Annotated in this window: 16 protein-coding genes and 4 pseudogenes; 7 read left to right on the forward strand and 13 right to left on the reverse strand. The window is 46.7% G+C overall.

The annotated features are described in order from the left end of the window. Nucleotides 1–817: 817 nt before the first annotated feature. From AACT52_RS05390 to AACT52_RS05405, 4 genes are all read right to left on the reverse strand, one after another. The gene (locus tag AACT52_RS05390; protein ID WP_143172997.1) at nt 818–1,033 is read right to left on the reverse strand and encodes a hypothetical protein; all 216 of its coding nucleotides are present in this window, start codon (nt 1,031–1,033) and stop codon (nt 818–820) included. A gap of 103 nt (nt 1,034–1,136) precedes the next feature. Next, nucleotides 1,137–1,976, reverse strand: coding sequence for an aldo/keto reductase (locus AACT52_RS05395; protein ID WP_073636258.1), 840 nt, complete (start codon nt 1,974–1,976; stop codon nt 1,137–1,139). A 30-nt stretch (nt 1,977–2,006) separates the two neighbouring features. Further along, nucleotides 2,007–2,570, reverse strand: a complete 564-nt coding sequence (locus AACT52_RS05400; RefSeq protein WP_073636259.1) for a type 1 glutamine amidotransferase domain-containing protein — start codon at nt 2,568–2,570, stop codon at nt 2,007–2,009. Between the two features lie 137 nt (nt 2,571–2,707). Then, nucleotides 2,708–3,820 (reverse strand): L-dopachrome tautomerase-related protein, encoded by a 1,113-nt coding sequence (locus tag AACT52_RS05405; protein WP_073636260.1) that lies wholly within the window; start codon nt 3,818–3,820, stop codon nt 2,708–2,710. A gap of 195 nt (nt 3,821–4,015) precedes the next feature. On the opposite strand from AACT52_RS05405, the gene AACT52_RS05410 reads away from it, so the two are divergent. Next, a complete protein-coding gene (locus AACT52_RS05410) occupies nt 4,016–4,153 on the forward strand; it encodes a hypothetical protein (protein ID WP_198941108.1) in 138 nt (45 codons plus the stop codon). 18 nt (nt 4,154–4,171) lie between these two features. Here the strand turns inward: AACT52_RS05410 and AACT52_RS05415 are convergent. The 5 genes and pseudogenes from AACT52_RS05415 to AACT52_RS05435 form a co-directional block, all read right to left on the reverse strand. Next, nucleotides 4,172–5,236, reverse strand: a pseudogene (locus tag AACT52_RS05415) (zinc-dependent alcohol dehydrogenase); the annotation flags it as partial. Continuing rightward, nucleotides 5,236–5,827 (reverse strand): annotated as a pseudogene (locus tag AACT52_RS41215) (alcohol dehydrogenase catalytic domain-containing protein); the annotation flags it as partial. The pseudogenes AACT52_RS05415 and AACT52_RS41215, both read right to left, overlap by 1 nt. 7 nt (nt 5,828–5,834) lie before the next feature. Then, entirely contained in the window at nt 5,835–6,317 is a 483-nt protein-coding gene (locus tag AACT52_RS05425) for an SRPBCC family protein (protein ID WP_038089550.1), read from the reverse strand. A 68-nt stretch (nt 6,318–6,385) separates the two neighbouring features. Next, nucleotides 6,386–6,676 (reverse strand): annotated as a pseudogene (locus AACT52_RS05430) (SRPBCC family protein); the annotation flags it as partial. Between the two features lie 794 nt (nt 6,677–7,470). Further along, on the reverse strand, nt 7,471–8,217 hold the full coding sequence (locus tag AACT52_RS05435) for a rubrerythrin family protein (protein ID WP_073636261.1): 747 nt from the start codon (nt 8,215–8,217) through the stop codon (nt 7,471–7,473). 187 nt (nt 8,218–8,404) lie between these two features. Here AACT52_RS05435 and AACT52_RS05440 point away from each other — a divergent pair, with 187 nt between their 5' ends. After that, nucleotides 8,405–9,073: a Coq4 family protein gene (locus AACT52_RS05440; RefSeq protein WP_233154228.1), complete on the forward strand. Its 669-nt coding sequence runs from the start codon at nt 8,405–8,407 to the stop codon at nt 9,071–9,073. A gap of 223 nt (nt 9,074–9,296) precedes the next feature. Here AACT52_RS05440 and AACT52_RS05445 read toward each other — a convergent pair whose 3' ends face one another. Then, nucleotides 9,297–11,414: an ABC1 kinase family protein gene (locus AACT52_RS05445; protein ID WP_083630803.1), complete on the reverse strand. Its 2,118-nt coding sequence runs from the start codon at nt 11,412–11,414 to the stop codon at nt 9,297–9,299. 495 nt (nt 11,415–11,909) lie between these two features. Between AACT52_RS05445 and recN the strand changes: the two genes are divergently transcribed. After that, entirely contained in the window at nt 11,910–13,649 is a 1,740-nt protein-coding gene (gene recN, locus AACT52_RS05450; protein ID WP_073636262.1) for a DNA repair protein RecN, read from the forward strand. A gap of 129 nt (nt 13,650–13,778) precedes the next feature. On the opposite strand, the gene AACT52_RS05455 is transcribed toward recN, so the two are convergent. Genes AACT52_RS05455 through AACT52_RS05465 form a run of 3 tightly spaced genes read right to left on the reverse strand, consistent with a single transcriptional unit; the run spans nt 13,779 to nt 15,184 of the window. Then, nucleotides 13,779–14,090, reverse strand: coding sequence for a hypothetical protein (locus AACT52_RS05455; protein WP_073636263.1), 312 nt, complete (start codon nt 14,088–14,090; stop codon nt 13,779–13,781). Nucleotides 14,091–14,104: 14 nt separating this feature from the next. Beyond that, nucleotides 14,105–14,674, reverse strand: a complete 570-nt coding sequence (locus tag AACT52_RS05460) for a PIN domain-containing protein (protein ID WP_198941109.1) — start codon at nt 14,672–14,674, stop codon at nt 14,105–14,107. Nucleotides 14,675–14,710: 36 nt separating this feature from the next. Then, a complete protein-coding gene (locus tag AACT52_RS05465) occupies nt 14,711–15,184 on the reverse strand; it encodes a helix-turn-helix domain-containing protein (RefSeq protein ID WP_073636264.1) in 474 nt (157 codons plus the stop codon). A 263-nt stretch (nt 15,185–15,447) separates the two neighbouring features. On the opposite strand from AACT52_RS05465, the gene AACT52_RS05470 reads away from it, so the two are divergent. The 4 genes and pseudogenes from AACT52_RS05470 to AACT52_RS05485 form a co-directional block, all read left to right on the forward strand. Then, entirely contained in the window at nt 15,448–15,726 is a 279-nt protein-coding gene (locus tag AACT52_RS05470) for a hypothetical protein (RefSeq protein WP_233154229.1), read from the forward strand. 84 nt (nt 15,727–15,810) lie between these two features. Continuing rightward, nucleotides 15,811–16,509: an IS607 family transposase gene (locus tag AACT52_RS05475; protein ID WP_073636265.1), complete on the forward strand. Its 699-nt coding sequence runs from the start codon at nt 15,811–15,813 to the stop codon at nt 16,507–16,509. After that, nucleotides 16,510–17,985, forward strand: coding sequence for a hypothetical protein (locus tag AACT52_RS05480; RefSeq protein ID WP_073636266.1), 1,476 nt, complete (start codon nt 16,510–16,512; stop codon nt 17,983–17,985). Nucleotides 17,986–18,251: 266 nt separating this feature from the next. Continuing rightward, nucleotides 18,252–18,846, forward strand: a pseudogene (locus AACT52_RS05485) (TIP120 domain-containing protein); the annotation flags it as partial.

An 18,846-nucleotide genomic window follows, 5' to 3' on the forward strand; every position in this document is an offset into this window, starting at 1 on the left:
TAACAAGCCCCTGCCTTTTAGGCATGGGGTCGCTACTTAACGAGAGAACCCTGACAGTCTCTTGAGAACATAATGACTTGCAAGCAAAAGAAATTTAGTGGATGCCGGGGTTTGTGTACCGAAATGGAAAAAGTATACGCGCTTGCCTAAAACCCTTCCCCCTATCTACCTTTGAGTCAATTTTTGGTATCAGAAACATGACAAGGGCAAATTTGCTTCTATGAAAAGTTTTGAGGGAATGAGAACGAGGAATCACCTCACTTCACTTTACCCTTCAAATCAGGTTTCAAAATTTAATGGTGAAAGTTCTTAATGTACAAGTTTCTTAATGTACGCGTTTCCTGAATTTGCATTGAAGTAATGCAAAAATTGCAACTCTATCCTTCTCCTAAGAAGTCATCTGTGCTAAGGGTTTCATTAGGAGAGGAATTACTCACCCCTTCGCTTAAGGGACTTCCAAATAAAAAAATATCCAACTTTTTCTTGTGGGATGGAGAGAAGTCTGAGCGGAGGTTTCCTCCGTTCGCGTAGCGTCTCCGGAGGAGACTCAGAACTTCGGGGCATCTTGCCCGTCCTATAAACTGGGCGGGCGGGGACGCCCAACGCCAGTCGCCTGCGGAGGGTTTCCCTCCCGCAGCGCTGGCTCGCCCACAAGATGGATAATTTATTTCTTAGAAATCCCTAATTCAAATTTATATAGCCGTGGTCAGACAACTTAGGACATTGGCAAATTTAACAGAGCGGCTGGTTGGTTACAGCTATCCGTAGCGGTCTTTGTCCTAACCAAAATGGCAGCCGCTATAAATTCAAATAGGACTTACGCACTGACAGGAAATGAACTATGTGCATTCAAGCCCACCTGTTGTTTAAGGTGTTCCAGAATGAATTCATAGCTTGCACTCATTGTCAATCCATAAGTCCTAAAAAAATTCTCTGAAGTTGTTGGAGAAACGGTTTCAGCCATTGCGTGGCGGCTGGTGACAGCTTCGCTACTTTCCCCCATCAAGGAAGCTTGACTAGCTAACGATGTCAACCTCCTCAATGGTGGGCGGCTAGGCAAAAAGCTCGGAAGTCTTCTCCATCAGCGCGGTGCCTTCAATTCATGGGCAGGCAGCCTGCAGGCGAGCCAATCAGGCTTACAGCATGGGAAGCACGCGGGGACGAGATCCGGTCGGGAAGGCTGCGTCGATTCGATCGAGTTCGGTTTGGGTCAGATTGAGTTCCCCGGCTCCCGCGTTTTCAGCGGCGTGTTCGGGGTTGGATGCTTTGGGAATTGCGAAGAGCGAGGAATGCCGCACCAGAAATCGGAGCGCGACTTGGCGAGGGGTGGCGTTATGGGCGGCGGCGATTTCCTGTAGTACGCGACCTGCGGTTGTGCGCGAGCTGGGAAAATCCCCATGACCGAACGGGCTGTATGCGACTACGGCGACCCCATGCTTCTCACACCAGGGGATCACAGCGTGTTCGATCGCTCTCTCTCTCAAATGGTAAAGGACTTGATTGCAGACGAGAGAACCCTCGCCAGCGATCTTCTGGACTGCTTCAAGGTCAGGCACATCGAAGTTGCTCACGCCCCAGCAGAGAATCTTCCCCTCGTGCTGAAGCTGCTCGAAGGCAGCGATCGTCTCCTCCAGTGGGTGTTGACCGCGCCAGTGCAACAGATAAGAGTCCAGCCGATCGGTATGAAGTCGAGCGAGCGATTTCTCGCAGGCTACGATCGTCCCTCTCCGAGAAGCATTTCCAGGAAGAACCTTGGAAACTAGGAAAACCTGATCGCGTCGTCCAGCTAGAGCCTCGGCGACCACCTCCTCGGCGCTGCCGTACATCTCCGCCGTGTCGATATGGGTCATGCCGAGATCGAGTCCTTGCCGCAAAGCGGCGATCGCAGAGACGCGGTCACCGTTGTCGATGTACCAGGTTCCTTGACCGATCGCTGCCACCTCGCGCTGCGTGGAACCAAATCGATGCTGTTCCATACTTGTCCTCCTGATTAACGCTCCGAGTCCTCACACTATCTGCCGTACCTGCCCTGCATGGCTGAACAGCTCGATCATTTCCCGGTTGAAGGCTGGGATGTCGTCTGGCTTGCGGCTCGACACGAGGTTGCTATCAACTACAACTTCCTGATCTACCCACTGGGCACCTGCGTTCTGGAGATCGGTCTTGAGCGACGGCCACGAGGTGAGCCGCCGTCCGCGCACCACATCTGCCTCGATCAGAGTCCAAGGTCCGTGGCAGATCACCGCTACCGGCTTGTCAGTATCGAAGAAGGACTTTATAAACTCGATCGCCTTAGCTTTAGTCCGAAGTTGATCTGGATTGGCAACACCACCGGGAAGCAGCAGGGCATCATAGTCGGCTGGATTTACTTTATCGAGGGGGACATCTACCGGGAAAAAATCCCCTTTGTCATAATGGTTCCAGCCCTGAACGCGATCGCTCTTAGGTGAAATGATGTGGGTTTGAGCACCTGCTGACTCAAGGGCTTGCTTGGGTTGAGCCATTTCAACTTGCTCAAAGCCATCTGTAACCAGAATGGCAACTTTCTTATTTGTGAGATCTTCTGTCATCTCTACCTCCTAAAGTGTTGGCTAGACTTGGTTTTTTCGTGTTCTTGTGGGGTTTTAGGCAGCCTCACCTGGCTTGAGCACAACTTTGATACAGTTGTCCTTCTTGTGCTTGTTGTGCAATCGAGCGTTTTCGAGCCTCACCGCAGTAGAACAGGTTGAGCGTCGATGCGAACGCGAAAGAGCGTATACGGCTTTTGGCGCAAGTCTTTTCCCTTTTGGTATTTCGCCTGACGATGCAACTGATTTGCTGTGACGTAGAGGTATCCATCTGCGGCAACGGACATCGTATCGGGCCACAGAAGGCGGGGGTCGTGTACTACCGTTTCCCACTCCCCACCAGAACGGCGACGCAGAATCGCATTATGCTCGTAGTTCGTCGAGTAAATATACCCTGCCGCGTCTGTTTCGAGTCCATCTGCACCACCGCCCTTGTCTCCTTCATCAATTACGGTTGCAGCAACAGCGCTATCGTCAATTGAGCGCTCCACGAGTGCATCAATGGCAACGCTGTAGAGCCGTCGGCTAGCAAGCGGGCAGTAGTACAGGCGTGACCCGTCTGCATTAATTGCAATCCCGTCTGACCCCATTTGGACAGGCTTGGTCTTTCCATCTGGCTGACGTTCCAACAGTGGACGACCCTCGACGATTGGGCGGAAACTTGATAGCGCCTCAGCCTTTGTAGATGGATGATCGTGCAGCTTGCGCCAGCTCTGGCCTGATGCCAAATCTACTACAATAATTCCGTTTGCCCCTTGGTCAGACGAATCCGTAATGAATGCCATGCCTTCGGTACCGCGCCGCAGGTCGAAGCGGACATCGTTCAGGTAAGTGGTAGGCAGGGCGACATCTTGGGGAAAGAGGATTGTTTTGATAACGCGATCGCTCGTCAAATCCACACAGACGAGCTTCGGTCCACCATACTGCGTTGGCTGGAACATCGGACTGCCCGTGTCGAGAATCCATAGGCGATCAACCGGATCGACAACCACACTTTGCACAGACACCAGCGTGCCAGCGAGGTCATTTGGGTCTGTACGATTGATTGCCTCGTCAGGGTAAGCCACAGGACGACCTTCCCGGATTTCCGCCACTGTGAATGCGACCTCATCACCCCACTTCGGAAAATTGACGAAGATGCGCCCCTGATGTGACACTGTCACACCGGTTAGCATTGCGCCGTCAAAGTGAGCAACTGTCTCCAGTGTGCCTAACGAGTCATCGGTGGGTAACTTCTGCAACTGACTAACCATTTTTCTATGTCTCCTCTAAACGTCGGCTGTTTGAATCTCGATTCCGTCTGCTCCACGCTGGTTTACCCTGGCTTGCTTCTCCCTTGCCGCCAGCTAGATTGTGTGAGCTTGCTGTTTCAATTTCAGCCCTCTCAGCCCAGGATGAGCCACGCTTCTGGCAAACCATCATCGTTTTCATCGCTGTGCTGGTGATCTATGCACCATTGCTCGCATGGCTATACGTATCTGCGCGATCGCTTTCTGGTAGGCAGTCCAGCAATCCTCCAACCTGCTCAGATAGGAGCGATTGAACTACCAATGATGCTGGACTGGCTGAATCATCAGCAATTCTAAGGTTGCTTCACTGGGATTTTAGGCACTCTGTCCTGGCTTGAGTACGACCTTGATGCAGTGATCCTTTTTGTGCTTAAAAATCTCGTAACCATGCGGGGCTTGCTCTAGCGGTAATCTGTGGGTAATCACAAACGAAGGATCGATATCGCCCTTCTGAATGTGCTCCAGTAGCGGGGTAAAATACCTGTGAACGTGAGTCTGTCCCGTTTTCATGGTCAAGGCTTTGTTCATAAAAGCCCCCATTGGAATCTTGTCGGCAAATCCACCAAATACACCGGGAATGGATACGGTGCCACCTTTGCGGCATGCCACGATCGCCTGTCTGAGCGCGTGCGGGCGATCGGTTTCTAAGCGCACCGCTTGTTTGGCTTTGTCGTATAGTCCCTCCAGTCCCATCCCATGCGATTCCATCCCCACGGCATCCATCACGGCATCAGGACCACGACCTCCCGTCATTTCTTTGAGAGCTTCCCCAACATCAACCTGTTCAAAATTGAGGACTTCTGCCCCACCGTCTTTTGCCATTTGGAGCCGTTCAGGCACACGATCGATCGCAATTACCCGTTCTGCGCCCAACAAAAAAGCGCTGCGAATCGCAAATTGAGCAACTGGTCCACAACCCCAGATAGCAACAATGTGACCCGGTTGAATATTGCAGTTCTCCGCTGCCATATATCCAGTGGGAAAGATATCCGAAAGGAACAGCACCTGTTCGTCTGTTAACCCGTTGGGAATCTTGCATAGACCGACATCAGCATGAGGAACGCGGGCATATTCAGCTTGACCGCCCGCATAGCCCCCCAACATATGGGAGTAGCCAAAAATGCCTGAGGGTGAATATCCCATAATCGCTTCTGCCATAAAGGCATTGGGATTGGTGTTGTCGCACAGAGACGTTAGCGATTGTTTGCAGAAGAAGCACTGACCGCAGGCGATGGGAAATGGATTGACGACCCGATCGCCAACCTTAATTCGCTTAACTTCACTACCGACTTCAACGACTTCTCCCATAAATTCATGCCCGAGAATGTCGCCCTGCTCCATCGTCGGAATAAATCCATCGTAGAGGTGTAAATCAGACCCACCGGACCACAGCCCCAGACAGCAACGACATCACCCGGTTGAATGTTGCACAAATCTGCCCCCATATATCCTGTGGGAAAGGCATCAGAAACAGGCAGCAGTTTTTCATCCGGAATGTCTTTCGGCACAGAGATGGCTGTGAAATCTGCAAATGGGACGCGGATGTAATCAGCAAAGGAATCCGCATAACCTCCAAAGGCATGGGAGTAGCCGAAGATTGCCCCTGTTCCATAGCCATAAACTTTTTCTTGCATCCAGCCATTTGGATTGGAGTTGTCACACAGGGACCACTGCTGCTGTTTACAGTACCAGCAGTGACCACAGCCGATCGCCGAAGACACAACCGTGCGATCGCCAGTTTTCAAGCGCTTGACTTCACTGCCAACTTCAACGACTTCTCCCATGAATTCGTGACCAATAATGTCACCGGGTTGCATCGTTGGGATGTAGCCATCGTAGATGTGCAAGTCAGAACCGCAAATGGTTGTAGAGGTCACCTGTCGCGATCGCGTCGCGCGGGTTGAGGATTTTGGGATCTGGGACTGTTTCCACCCGCACATCGTGCGTACCTTGCCAACAAGCTGCTTTCATAATGGATTCATCCTTGACCTCTAGGTTGACCTTCGTTTGTTGCAATTTCGCCCGCCTCCATCAGCATTTTGAAGCGGGCAAGATCGTCTCCAATTTGCTGTTTTGGGTTTTCACCAAACAGCTTGGCAATCGCATCTCCAACGACTCCAGCAGGCGCATCATAGGTTGTGATGACTTTTACCTCAGTCCCCCGATCGCCAGGAGCAGGTTGAAAGTGAACCGAACCAGAGTTCGCAATGTCTGCCCCTTCCACTGAAGTCCAGGCAATCACTTCATTCGGTCGATCTTCAGTGATTCTGGCATCCCATTCAACGCTGTTGCCCATCGGTGCGCTAGTAACCCAGTGCGATCGCCCATCGTCATAGACATTCACACTTTTAAGATGCCTGGTAAAGCGTGGTAAGTTTTCTAAGTTGTGCCAGAAGCGGTAAAGATCTTCTGCGGATTTTTCAATGGTTACCGTTTTTTCGACTTTGATAGGTTGAGCCATCTCAATGTCCTCATTTGTGAGTGGACTGAATCTGTTCATCAAACAGTTAGCAATGCTTCAATTTCAGGATCTGCACCTTCAACCGAAGCCCAAGCAATCAATTCGTTTTCCCGATCTTCAATGATGTCTGCATCCCATTCAACACTTACACCTAACACCCCACTGGTCGTCCAGTGCGTTCGCTTATTATTGTGTACTTTTACGTCTTTGAGATGCTTCATGAAGCGCGGCAAGTTCCCAAAGTTATGCCAAAAGCGGTAGAGTTCCTCTGCTGGTTTGTTAATCGTTACCGTCTTTTCAACTTTAATTGGTTGGCTCATGTCTATTATCTCCCGTGCTTGCTGTATGGTGCTTTGTTTATCGCAGTTTGGACAAACAAATTTGTCCAAACCCTAATAGCAGGAGCGGAGAACAGTGTAGGATAAAAGCTTATTAGCGAGAGGCATGTAGAAGTCTCTTAAAAAGATTTACCCTTCGTATCAGCCTTCTAGACTACTAAAAAAATTAACTACTACAAATCAATACCTGAACCTTAAAGCTTTCAACTAAACCTAACCTCTAACTAAAGAATGAGATTGGTGTTAAGTTAGTTAGTTCTCGCTTGTATCTTGGCGTAATGCTAGGGAAGCTGTCACCTATTGCAATCTAGACATTCAAACATAACTAGACAAGTGTTTCACTCAAGGATTTTTAGATGCTTAACTTTGCCGAGAATGTCTTCTTTTAGGCAAAGTATACTGGGAGTAGGCTCCCCAGCATGAGGCTTTGACCTATGCTAATTCATCCCGCTTCACTTCCCTTTAAGGCAATGCACATAGTCCATTTCCTGTCAATGCGTAAGTCCTATCAAAATTAAAGACCCCATAGCGGGATCTTGGGGCTTGTATCCTTCTTCTTTTTGAACGCGTGAATTTTGTGCCTCCTGGGTCGGAGCTGCGCATTAGCGTAAGCTCCGACCCAGGAGGCACACGTAGCGTGCCCGCGCCTGCTAAGTACACACCGTAAAAAGGGGTCAGAAATCAAAATTTGATGGCTCTGGACAAAGTTCATCCAAGCAGCGAATTCCCTACCTTATTTATGGTGGGCTGTAGTAAGCGAGGTCGCATAGTAGAGGCGCAGCCCTGCCTACGCTGAGGGACGAGAGCGAGGGTCATTACGCAACCACTAACTCAGACTCACTTTCTGATGGCGCACCATCTTGCACCAAGGAAGGTCTGTTATCATTGCGTTGCAACATATTACCTGCAAATGCTAACAAGGCGTTGGTCTTGCGAGTGCGCCACTCATCCACGAGTTTCTGCACTTGAATTGCAGACATCCGCCGTGTCATGGCTTCATAAAGATAGGCAGCATGACCAGTCTCATCCTGGGCAATGCTCAACATCCCTAGTTTTAGGTTACGAGCAATGGCGTCATCTTCAGGTAACACGTTTGCCATGCGGGCAAAGTCTTTGCTAGCATCCAACTCTAGGATGTAGGTGCTAGCCATAAATACATCCCAATCAATATTCTCAGGTTTGAGCTGTTCTTGAGAGTACCCTTCAAAGAATGCAGCAAAGAAGGGGCTGCGGCGTTCTTGAGGTTTGTTTTCCTCCGGATTCTTAGGCAAACTTTTAAAATCTATAACACTTTTATTAAGTTGTTTTAAGGCATGAGCAAAAATTTGACCATGCTTGGTTTCATCTGATGCGTGTTTTGCCAGTTTTTCTGCTAGCCATGTGTCGCCTTCTGCTGCAGCGCGATCGCTCAATTTTGTGAGAAATGGAACTGAGCCAGACTCTGCCAACTGGAACCCTGCAAGGACGTTGGGGCGGGTTTTGAGGTCACGGATTTGCAGAGCAGAAAAATAAGCCATAGCACCAGAACCAACTAAGTGCATGACATAAGTCAAAAAGTTCATGAGTAACTCGTGCTTATTGTGAGGAAGTTACATTCCTTATACTAATCCTCATTTTCGGTTTGGGTTACTTATTTTTGGAGGATAGATTTGGCGAGATTAGGTAGCATTCATTATAGAGTAGGGGCAGTAAGCTTTGCTCACTGGCTACGCTACACTGGTAGCAATCAATTGCTAGGGGATGGGAACCGTGACGAAAATCTCTAATTTTCAAAAGGTATCGGTTACTCCAGAACTTCTGCAAGGTTTGCAAGGTTTCGTTGCCTTTATCGATGACGGAACAGATATCGAGGCAGTTTTTGATATTGCTGCTGCGTTAGCCAACCATGAAGTTTCTGCTGGTGCGATTACCTATCTCAAGTCCCATCCTGAAATCGCTCAACTTTTTCAAGAACAATATATTGCACCGACTCCCAATCTAGAAGCGTTACTCAAGCTGCCTGAAGATTCGTTAGGCTTTGCCTATGCCTCTCATATGCGAGCAGCCAACCTTGATCCAGAGTTTTATCGCAAAGTTGAGCTTCAAGATGACGCGAGCTATTTAGCTTTGCGTATGCGACAAACCCATGATATTTGGCATACCGTTACAGGATTTGGCACCGATTCTATTGGGGAAATTGGGCTGCAAGCATTTCAGCTCGCGCAAAATCGCTCTCCGCTTGCAGTAATGTTGATTGCCGCAATAACCCTGAGTATGATCAAGATGAACAGCGATTTAAACCCGCTTGTACGTGTCCTTCAGCAGGGCTACGATTTGGGGTATCAGGCAAAACCCTTTCTGGCACAGAAGTGGGAAGAGGCTTGGTCTAAGCCGCTAGCAGACTGGCGTAAGGAGTTAAATGTCACTCCTCTAAGATAAAGCCTGATCACAAGATGCCAGAGAATGGTAGGGCAATCGGCTTTGAGCCAGGAGTTTGAGGGCAGGTATCCCTCTTGTGTTAATAAATTAGTTAATAAACGAAATTATCCAGAAGAATAAAGACGTTTTTTTACATCCCTTCAATTCCCCCTTGGTAAGGGGGAATTAATTTAGATGTCTTAAAGAAGGCGAGGGTATTGTACAAAAAATCAAGTTTCAAGGGCTACACTCTTGCAGCAGGCAAAGCTAACCTTGCAGGCTGCTCTAAAGTGGTATCTTCAGCGCTATACACTTGTTCTGATGCCAACAGTTGCCGAATAAACCTGGCTACAGCTTTCTGCGCTAACTGGTTGGCGACTTGTTGACCTAAACGCTGTACCCCAGGATTGAACAACAACTGAGCAACTTGAGGTGCAAGTCGCGCCGGGTCAAAACCACGGGTTTCTTGAAGAATATTCAAAATCCGTTTGATGTGATCCAAGGTTTGTTGTTGTTCGATGGAAGCAGCAGGAGTTTCATTGACTGTTGTTATCCCAACTCTTTCCCGCAGTAGGTATGTAAAGTTATGCAAAACATTTCTACCTAAAGCATCGACTCCTTTGACAACTTCATCCACGAGTTTGTCACGAATGAAAGCACCGCGTTCGGAAGACAGAAAGTCTATCCCCTGATTGAGTACCAAGTCAAAGTCATAGTCTTGACTATTACGAGCATTGCGTAACAAGTTTTCTAAACGGTTCCAGCGGAATGTACCTTCTTTAAACAGCAAATCCCGCAACGATGCTCTTAATTCCGGCGCTGGATCAGTTAACAAACGTTTGGCAACGTAGGGATAAGCTTCGCTCAGGACTTTGAAGTTGGGGTCAATATTAATGGCGATGCCTTCCAATGTCACCAGGGAACGGATAATTAAGGCGTAGTAAGCTGGAACGCGGAAAGGATACTCATACATCAACGCCGATAGATCATCTGTAATACTTTTGATGTTCAACTCGGCAACGCTGGCTCCCAAGGCGTTACCAAACACTCTAGCAAACGCTGGAATGATCGGTGTCAAGTCGGTGTCTGGTGTCAAAAATTCCAGCTTGACGTAATCACGACCTAAACCTTCAAAGTCGCGGTTCACCAAGTGAACGATCGCCTCCAGCAAACCATAGCGCTGCTGTGGCTTAATCTCGCTCATCATCCCAAAGTCGAGATAAGCCAATTGACCATCAACTGTAGCTAACAAATTGCCTGGGTGAGGATCAGCGTGGAAAAATCCATGTTCCAGCAACTGGCGCAGCGAACACTGTACACCTACTTCAATTAAATAACGAGCATTTATACCGAGAGCGCGAAGTTCTTCTGTCTGAGTTAATTTAACACCATTAATCCACTCCATCGTCAAAACGCGACGATTGGTGTATTCCCAGTATATTTTCGGTACATAAACGTCTTTCATGTGACCATAAAGCTGGAAAAATCGCTCAGCGTTTTCTCCCTCATGAATATAGTCCATCTCTTCAAAGATGCGATCGCCTAATTCATCCAGGATACCGACAAGGTCACTCCGCACCCGTTTGATATTTCTCTGCGCCAATTTAGCCAGTCGCCGCAGGATATATAAATCAATGGCGATGCGTTCTCTTAAGTCCGGACGTTGGACTTTCACAGCGACTTCTTCACCAGTTTTCAGCTTACCTTTATAAACTTGACCCAACGAAGCTGCAGCAATTGGTTCCCGAGACAGTTCAAGATAAACCTCCTCTGGAGAAGCACCCAATTCTTCTTCAATAAACCGATAAGCAATTTCGTTGGGAAAAGGTGGTAATTTGTCTTGCAGTTGAGTCAGTTCCTCCAGATACACAGGAGGAACGAGATCCGGTCGGGTGGACAAAGCTTGTCCAATTTTGATGTAAGCAGGTCCCAGGCTTGTCAGCAGTTCTCGCAGCTTAACTGCTCGCCGTCGGTCATTTTTGACGACGACTCCCCGCTCGCTATCCCACCACAACCCGAAAGCAAAGGTCAACGTTGATGTTAAAACTGTAACAATACGTCCGAAAACCTGTAGGGGTCTTTTTTTGTAATGCGCCGAAATCTCCTGGGGATTGTAATGTATTGTTTCACCAGTATTTGTAGTTACTAGCACCTTGCGAGTCTGGGTTTCCTCTGAAGTTGGTAAGCTGACAACTTTGATAGCACTATTTTCAAGCACCAGTTCACTATTGGACAGTTCGTCTCGACGAAAATCCTTCGCGTGACTGTCCTCAACGGATAGTTGACGTAAATTGGAACCGCCACTTATGCGGCTGTCTTCCTTCATTAATTGGGAAGTAGGGGGAACTGTCTTAGCATTCATGTAGCTCTACCACCGCATCGGATTTATATGTAAAGTATTGTAACAATTTATGATGCATACGTGTAAATCCTTGTAGGGATAGGGTATTGAGATAGGGGATAGAGAATATGGTAGAAATTCATAAAGAATAACTCACAACTGAACGAGTGAGTTCACTTTGAAGATTGAGATGAGTTATGAGTTTGATACCTAGGTCTTTATGGGCAAAACCAAAACTCAAAATTTTTCTTGAGTGAAACTTAATCCCCCTGGGGGTGGAGTAATTCTGATGAGTTAGTGCGTTCTGCATTCTGACTCCTTTGATAACCTATTCCCTAATCAAGAAACTCTATCCTCAGCACCATATATATCAAAGCCGAACTAAACTAAATTTGGTACACTCAAGAAGTCTTACTCGTCCAATGGTATTAGGTATTGCTAATTGCTTAAAGTTCATTCCTAGTGTCCCACAAATGAAAAGAATCCGGCGTCTGCCCTCACGGAGAATTTGGCTGAATGTTGTCTGTGTTGCAAATAGAAAACTTTGCTCTTATTGACCATCTAGAATTGGAATTTGGCGCTGGGCTTAATGTATTAACAGGGGAAACCGGCGCGGGAAAGTCAATTATCTTAGATGCGATTGATGCTGTATTGGGTGGTAAAGTCTCCAGTCGAGTGATTCGCACTGGTACAAGTCGGGCGATGGTAGAAGCCACTTTCACTTCTAACTCAGGATTAACGGCTTGGTTGAGCGAACAGGAAATAGATTTAATAGAAGATAGTGTGATCATCAGCCGAGAAATCGCAGCAACCTCAAGTAATATTCGCTCTCGATCGCGGGTGAATGGAGTGTTAGTGAATCGACAACTCATGTCAGGGCTGAGGGAACGCCTGGTGGAAATCACCGCCCAAGGGCAAACTGTACAAGTGGGACAGTCGAATCAAGTGCGCGACTGGTTAGATATTTATGGTGGCGAGTCCCAGATGCAGCAGCGTCAAGTTGTCAGCTCTGTTTTTGGTGCTTATCAACAAGCGCGTACAGCATTAGAAAAACGCCGGATATCAGAACGCGATCGCCTGCAACAACTTGACTTACTGACATATCAAGTGCAGGAACTCAAAACAGCAAACCTCAGCGAACCCGATGAATTGGAAAAGCTTTTGCAAGAACGGGAACGCCTCAATCATGTCGTCGAACTGCAACAGATGAGTTACAAAGTTTATCAGGCTTTGTACCAAAATGATGGCGAAAGTCCAGCAGCAGCAGACTTACTGGGAGACACTGAGGAAACATTCAGTGACATGGTAGAATACGATACCCAACTGCAACCGCTGTTGGATATGGTGAGAGATGCTCAAGCAACTTTGGCAGAAGTCGCACGCCAGATAAATGCCTATGGAGAAGGTTTGGAAGCAGATCCCCAACGCTTAGAGGAAGTAGAAGAGCGTATTCAGGAATTAAAGCAAATTTGTCGCAAGTATGGTCCAACAGTTGCAGATGCTCTTGCCCACTACCAGCGCATTCAGGGAGAGTTAGCCGAGCTGGATGATAGCGAACAATCTATTGAAAGTTTAGAACAACAAGAAAATCTTTGTTTGGAAAAGTTGACTCAAGCTTGTCAGGAGTTAACTCAGTTGCGGCGCACCACAGCGACGGCTTTAGAAGCAAAACTCCTTAGAGAACTGAAACCTTTGGCAATGGAAAAGGTAAAGTTTCAAGTCGAGATTGTACCAACTTCCCCAACCGCAGCGGGAGCAGATAAAATTACCTTTTTGTTTAGTCCCAACCCAGGAGAACCGCTACAACCTTTGACAGCAATTGCTTCTGGCGGTGAAATGAGCCGCTTTTTACTAGCGCTAAAAGCTTGTTTTTCCCAAGCTGATGCTGATACGACACTCGTGTTTGATGAAATTGATGTTGGGGTTTCCGGACGCGTAGCGCAGGCGATCGCCGAAAAATTGCATCAGTTGGGTCAAATTTCCCAAGTATTATGTGTCACACACCAACCTCTCGTTGCAGCAATGGCAGACCGACATTTCCGGGTCGATAAGCAAGTGATTACTGAAAAAACAGGTGATAAAGAAAACAACGGACATCCTGACCAGCGTACCGTTGTCCGAGTCACATCCTTGGATAATTTAACTAAGCGCCGAGAAGAATTGGCACAGTTAGCTGGTGGGAAGTCGGCACAGGAGGCGATCGCTTTTGCTGAGTCTTTATTGACGCAAGCAGCTAACCATCGACGACAAAGTTGAATTATAGCGGTTCTCGTTTGGATACAGTACGCGGTAGGGGCACGAAGCTTTGCTCATCGGTGTCTAAGGCAAGAACCTTGTCATTACGTTACATCATGGCTTTGTGCTTGCCCACAATTTTCGCTTGGTTTATGCAATAACGCTTTCAGTAGTCGGTGGAGTCAATAGCACTTCGTCTTTAGAGTCACTGAAAGCTTTTTCCAATTCTGGACTATTAATTGCTATGGCACTTTCATGCCACTCATGTATCACGACATCGAGCTCGTTCCAATCACCAGACACGTAACCAACACTACATGCATTAGTTACCTCTGCGACCAGTTCATTTAACTCCGAGGTGTCAAACGCCTTCATCCATCCATATTCGTAGTTGTCACCAATTTCTTTTCCTTGGCTCAATTGGTAAGCAACGTTGATTACCTCAACCACAACTCTGGTCATAAGCGATTCAATCCCTAAATGTCATAACAAAATTCCCGCAGCTCCGTCACTGAGCGCGTCAGTCCCAGCCTTAAAAGTCTTTCTAGGTACTCATCAGGAGTTGATGGTGGATTTTTGAGAGTGCTTCTGTGTTTTTTGGCTGCTTGACAAACCTCTGCTGGGTAATGGTCAATCAAATGTAGGATAAATTCATCTGGGTGCTGAGATTCAATGCCATATGGTGCAAGAGCTTGCTCTGGAAAATCCTTGAGGTTGAAAGTGACTATAACCGAGGCATTACATTGAATCGCAGCAGCAAGGACATGGCGGTCATCTGGATCTGGGAGGATAAGACCTGGGATTAATGCTTCATAACCTGTCACGAGACAATCTCGGACATGGGTATTCATCAGATTTTTGGTTCTGGTGAGTTGTTCAATTGTTAAATCAGGACGTTCTTTGAGAACATTTCGTATCCACTCAGCATGAATCTCTTGGGTCCATCGCGCTCTAAATAAGTCAGTGAGCGCAAGCCACATCAGAAAATCCCTGAGCGGCGCTGGGTATAAAACGCAGGCATCATAAATAGCGGTAAAATTAGACATGATCTTCACTCTACTAGCAGTAGGCTAGTAGTCCGCTCAGTCATATCCCATATTGAGTTCTTGAGCTTGAGCAGTAAGCTCCTCAAGAGTTTGCATTCGTTTAGCATCAATCCGGTTTTTGTAGTCCATTAAATCTTGATAACGTACTCGCCGACGTGTCCCAACTTTACGGAACGGAATTTCTCCAGACTCCAATAAATCCACTAAATAAGGGCGAGAGACATTTAGGATATCAGCAGCTTCTTGGGTAGTGAGTTCCTTCTTGACGGGGATAAGCGTCACAGCATTCCCAAGAGCCATCTGCGCCAAGATATCAACGAGCAGACCAAATGCAGACGCTGGTATCGTTACTGTCTCACTCTTTCCCGAATGCAAAATAACCGTCAGAGTGCGGTCAGTCGTCTTATCCTGTACATAGGATGCCAAAGCTTGACTACTAGCTTGTGCCAGAGTTGTGTCTTCTTCTGTAGGTGCAACACATCCAATTGTTTGGTGAGTATTAAGTGCCATAAATACTAGAGAGTCATTGTTTGATATCAAATTGCGCCCCGCGTTATTCACTTATGATAGTTCTCATTCAAAATGAGCGCAATAAACGAAATGAGCGAAAACGCAGAATCGTTGATATCACGAGCTTGATACCAACGATTCACCTTGCCGGGGAGTATGGAAGCGAGTGCAGACTTAATGAAAGCGATTCAGTACAACCGCTTTCATGGACAGTACATTAATCACCACGTCAACTGGTAGCTGCTATAAAATACTTAATTAAGGTGGGGCGGAATCTGAAGCGGTGTCAGTACCATTTTGATGGCGATCGCATCGAGTCATTGAAAGTGACAAAATACAGAGACACCAAAGGCGTGGGAGTGGATGAGTACAATAAGGTATTTGATGTGATTGATACGACCTGTGCTAAAGGGAAGCGGGATTATGCCTTATTTCTGCTGCTTTGGGCAAACGTCCTGCGTAGGGGACAGGTTGCAAAGTTAACAGTGGGGGATTTCGATTATCACGAAAACACGTTAACTGTCTATGGGAAGGGTGTGTAGCTGAGTAAAAATATCTGGGCATATACTGGCAAATCTTTCTGAATACCCATATAATTGAATGTATTCTCGCTCACAGACAAAAATATGGAGGACATTCAATCAGTGACTATCAGCATCGGTGATGCTGCCAAGGAATTAGGAGTTTCGGTAGACACAATTAGGAGGTGGGCAGACCAAGGAAAAATCAGATTTGAACGCGCTCCCAGTGGACATAGACGCTTCTACTTAGCAGACATCAAACGCATTACACCGCGTGACTTAAAGCAGCTAGATGACCGCATAACTATCAATTATGCAAGAGTTTCAAGTCATGACCAAAAGAACGATTTGACCAGACAAATTCAAGTTTTAGAAGCTTTCAGTGGTTCAAATGGTTGGCAATTTGAAACCATTCAAGATTTAGGAAGTGGCTTGAATTATCAGAAAAAAGGACTTCAAAAACTTCTGAAACGCATTATGCAAGGCGATGTTGGCAGGTTAGTTCTGACTCACAAAGATAGATTGTTACGATTCGGTGCTGAATTGGTATTTGCTATCTGCGAAGAGATGGAGACCGAAGTAGTAATTATTAATAAATCTGCTGAAGAACTGAGCTTTGAGCAAGAATTAGTCCAAGATATGATTGAGCTTGTGACTGTATTTTCAGCGCGTCTTTATGGTGCAAGAAGTCGTAAAAACAAGAAATTGATTGATGGTATATCGAATGTAATTGATGAGGTGAGGCAGTGCGGTCATGGGGGTTTCCCCCAGGAGCAACTGCCGAACCCCGAAGGGGTGAAATAGATGGCAACTCTCACGTATGTTAAAGGATTACCGACTCCAGCAGAAGAATTAAATAGTTTAGGTCTCACAGAATTTGAGATGTTTTTGGCTGCTTACAGTCCGGTATTCCACAAAGCAGCGTGTGAGACAGTCAGCTTCATTTTATCTGGTCAAACATTCAACAAATCTAGCTGGAACACTCATTTACAAACGGCTTACGGCATCTCAAAACGTCATGCCAACGGTGTAATTAGTCATGCTCAAGGTGCGGTAGACGCATCTAAAGAGCATAGGAAACGTCACATCAAAACGTTAGAAGGTAAGCTTAAATCCATCAATTTATGGATTACTAAGTCTGATAAAAAGTTAAGTGATTCTCAAAATTTTTATGCCAAGAAGAATTGGCATAAGTCAAAGACTGGATGCAGGTTTACTTTCTCCTGTTCTCTCCAATATCGTGATACTAACTGGAAGAATCTGCGCTTCCAAATTCACAATAAAAAGCGTCGTGCTTACCAGTTAACTAAACAAATAGAGTATTTAAAAATCGCACCGATTCAAACAGTTATCCCAAAGAATCAAGCGTTTGTAGTTGGCTCTAAGGATGAGTCATTTGGAAATCAGGTCTGTCAATGGGATGGTGATATCCTTAAATTCCGTGTGCCAGCTTGCTTGGAATCAAGATTTGGCAAATACGTACAGACCAAGCTGGGCAACTTTGACCGCAACATTAACAGGTTGCCCAAGGATGGCTCTAAGACATGGCATTTTTACCGCAAGGATCGTAAGTGGAATGCAGCTGTACAATTCACTCCAACGCCAGTACAGCGCGTCTCAAGGCATTCTGCCTATGGCTGCATCGGGATTGACATGAATCCTGGTTCAATTGGTTGGGCATATGTTGATGGTGATGGCAATCTCAAAGCTCATGGACAAATCCCATTACAAATGGGGCTGCCATCCGGTAAACAAGATGGTCAAATCGTTGATGCCTGCTTGCAACTAGCGACATTGGCAGATACATTTGCTTGTCCTGTTGCTTGCGAAGAATTAGACTTTTCTACCAAGAAAGAACAGCTATCTGAACGAGGTAGAAAATATGCTCGGATGCTTTCTAGCTGGGCGTACAGCCGATTTTACGAGTTATTGGAAAGCATTTTGAGTAACCGAGGAATTTACCTCATGAAGGTGAATCCAGCTTACACCAGTGTTATTGGTTTAGTGAAATATGCACGTCAGTATGGACTAGCCAGTGATGAAGCTGCCGCTATGGCTATTGCACGACGTGCCATGAGATTGACTGAAAATATTCCAGGCTCCATAACCGCCTATCTGCCCGTGAAGGATGGAAAGCACGTATGGAGCTATTGGTATCAACTGAATAATTTGATTAAGAAATCTAGCATTAAGCGTCACAACTTCTATGCTATCTCTAACTGGGAGCCTTTGGTCAAGCGATGGTCAGAGCAATCTGTCCAGAGCAAACGAAAGTGTTAAAGATGATTTCAAAGGAACATAAACCGCCAAGTTCCTTCTACATAGATTTGAGCATTATTGCCCAGATATGCGTAGATTTTTACAAGCGGTGCTTAGGCACTGCTTTAAGGTCTTCCTTAATTTTCGGACTCCTTGCCCAAGCACAAGACAAGCCACTATTATATAAGATGGATGGAATTTTGCTATAAAAACTCCGCAACTCTTCTGGGACTGCGGACATGTTAAGTTTTCTATGATAGGCAAAGAAAACACTAAGGGTGTAGCGAATGAAAGACTTCACTAACCGCAATGGGTTGGAAATAACAGAAACTGTCTCTGTAGCGGGTTCTGTCGCTGGGTCCGTATTTGCAGTTTTTTCCCAGCAGCTGATCTATGCGGCTGCGCCCCTGAGTTTAGCCCTCTCGCTGAGCGTGATCAACCGACGCCGATTTGAGCAGGCGTTACAGGAGAATATAACTGCTGTCTCGTCTGAAATGGGTACTCGCGTCACACACGTAGGTCAGCAACTGTCAGCACAGATGCAATCGGTACGCACCTCAGTTGAAACTCTGTCTGCTGTCCCAATACCAGCACCCTTTGACCCCACTAACCTGGAGCAACAGATTGAGGAACTGAAAACAGCACTTATCCACACAAAACAGATTACCAGCCAGAGTGCCACCAAGCAGGAAATCGAAGACTTTAACCAGAAAATTCAGCAGTTGCAAGCTTGTGTGATCTCATTGACAGAGGCATTTAACCAGCGCTCGGAGCTACAGCAAATAGAACAGTTAAGCCAAAGCACCGCCCAACTGCAAGAGCAGGTTTCAGCACTGCCGCCAATACCAGCACCGTTTGACCCTACCGGGCTAGAGCAACAAA

The organism is Scytonema sp. HK-05 (genome assembly GCF_963872035.1).
Classification (GTDB): domain Bacteria; phylum Cyanobacteriota; class Cyanobacteriia; order Cyanobacteriales; family Nostocaceae; genus Kalymmatonema.

Coding starts and splice junctions, on each gene's coding strand:
- AACT52_RS05395 (WP_073636258.1), bottom strand. CDS start 1,976: ATGGAACAGCATCGATTTGGTTCCACGCAGCGCGAGGTGGCAGCGATC.
- AACT52_RS05400 (WP_073636259.1), bottom strand. CDS start 2,570: ATGACAGAAGATCTCACAAATAAGAAAGTTGCCATTCTGGTTACAGAT.
- AACT52_RS05405 (WP_073636260.1), bottom strand. CDS start 3,820: ATGGTTAGTCAGTTGCAGAAGTTACCCACCGATGACTCGTTAGGCACA.
- AACT52_RS05410 (WP_198941108.1), top strand. CDS start 4,016: ATGCACCATTGCTCGCATGGCTATACGTATCTGCGCGATCGCTTTCTG.
- AACT52_RS05425 (WP_038089550.1), bottom strand. CDS start 6,317: ATGGCTCAACCTATCAAAGTCGAAAAAACGGTAACCATTGAAAAATCC.
- AACT52_RS05435 (WP_073636261.1), bottom strand. CDS start 8,217: ATGAACTTTTTGACTTATGTCATGCACTTAGTTGGTTCTGGTGCTATG.
- AACT52_RS05445 (WP_083630803.1), bottom strand. CDS start 11,414: ATGAATGCTAAGACAGTTCCCCCTACTTCCCAATTAATGAAGGAAGAC.
- recN (WP_073636262.1), top strand. CDS start 11,910: ATGTTGTCTGTGTTGCAAATAGAAAACTTTGCTCTTATTGACCATCTA.
- AACT52_RS05455 (WP_073636263.1), bottom strand. CDS start 14,090: ATGACCAGAGTTGTGGTTGAGGTAATCAACGTTGCTTACCAATTGAGC.
- AACT52_RS05460 (WP_198941109.1), bottom strand. CDS start 14,674: ATGTCTAATTTTACCGCTATTTATGATGCCTGCGTTTTATACCCAGCG.
- AACT52_RS05465 (WP_073636264.1), bottom strand. CDS start 15,184: ATGGCACTTAATACTCACCAAACAATTGGATGTGTTGCACCTACAGAA.
- AACT52_RS05475 (WP_073636265.1), top strand. CDS start 15,811: ATGGAGGACATTCAATCAGTGACTATCAGCATCGGTGATGCTGCCAAG.
- AACT52_RS05480 (WP_073636266.1), top strand. CDS start 16,510: ATGGCAACTCTCACGTATGTTAAAGGATTACCGACTCCAGCAGAAGAA.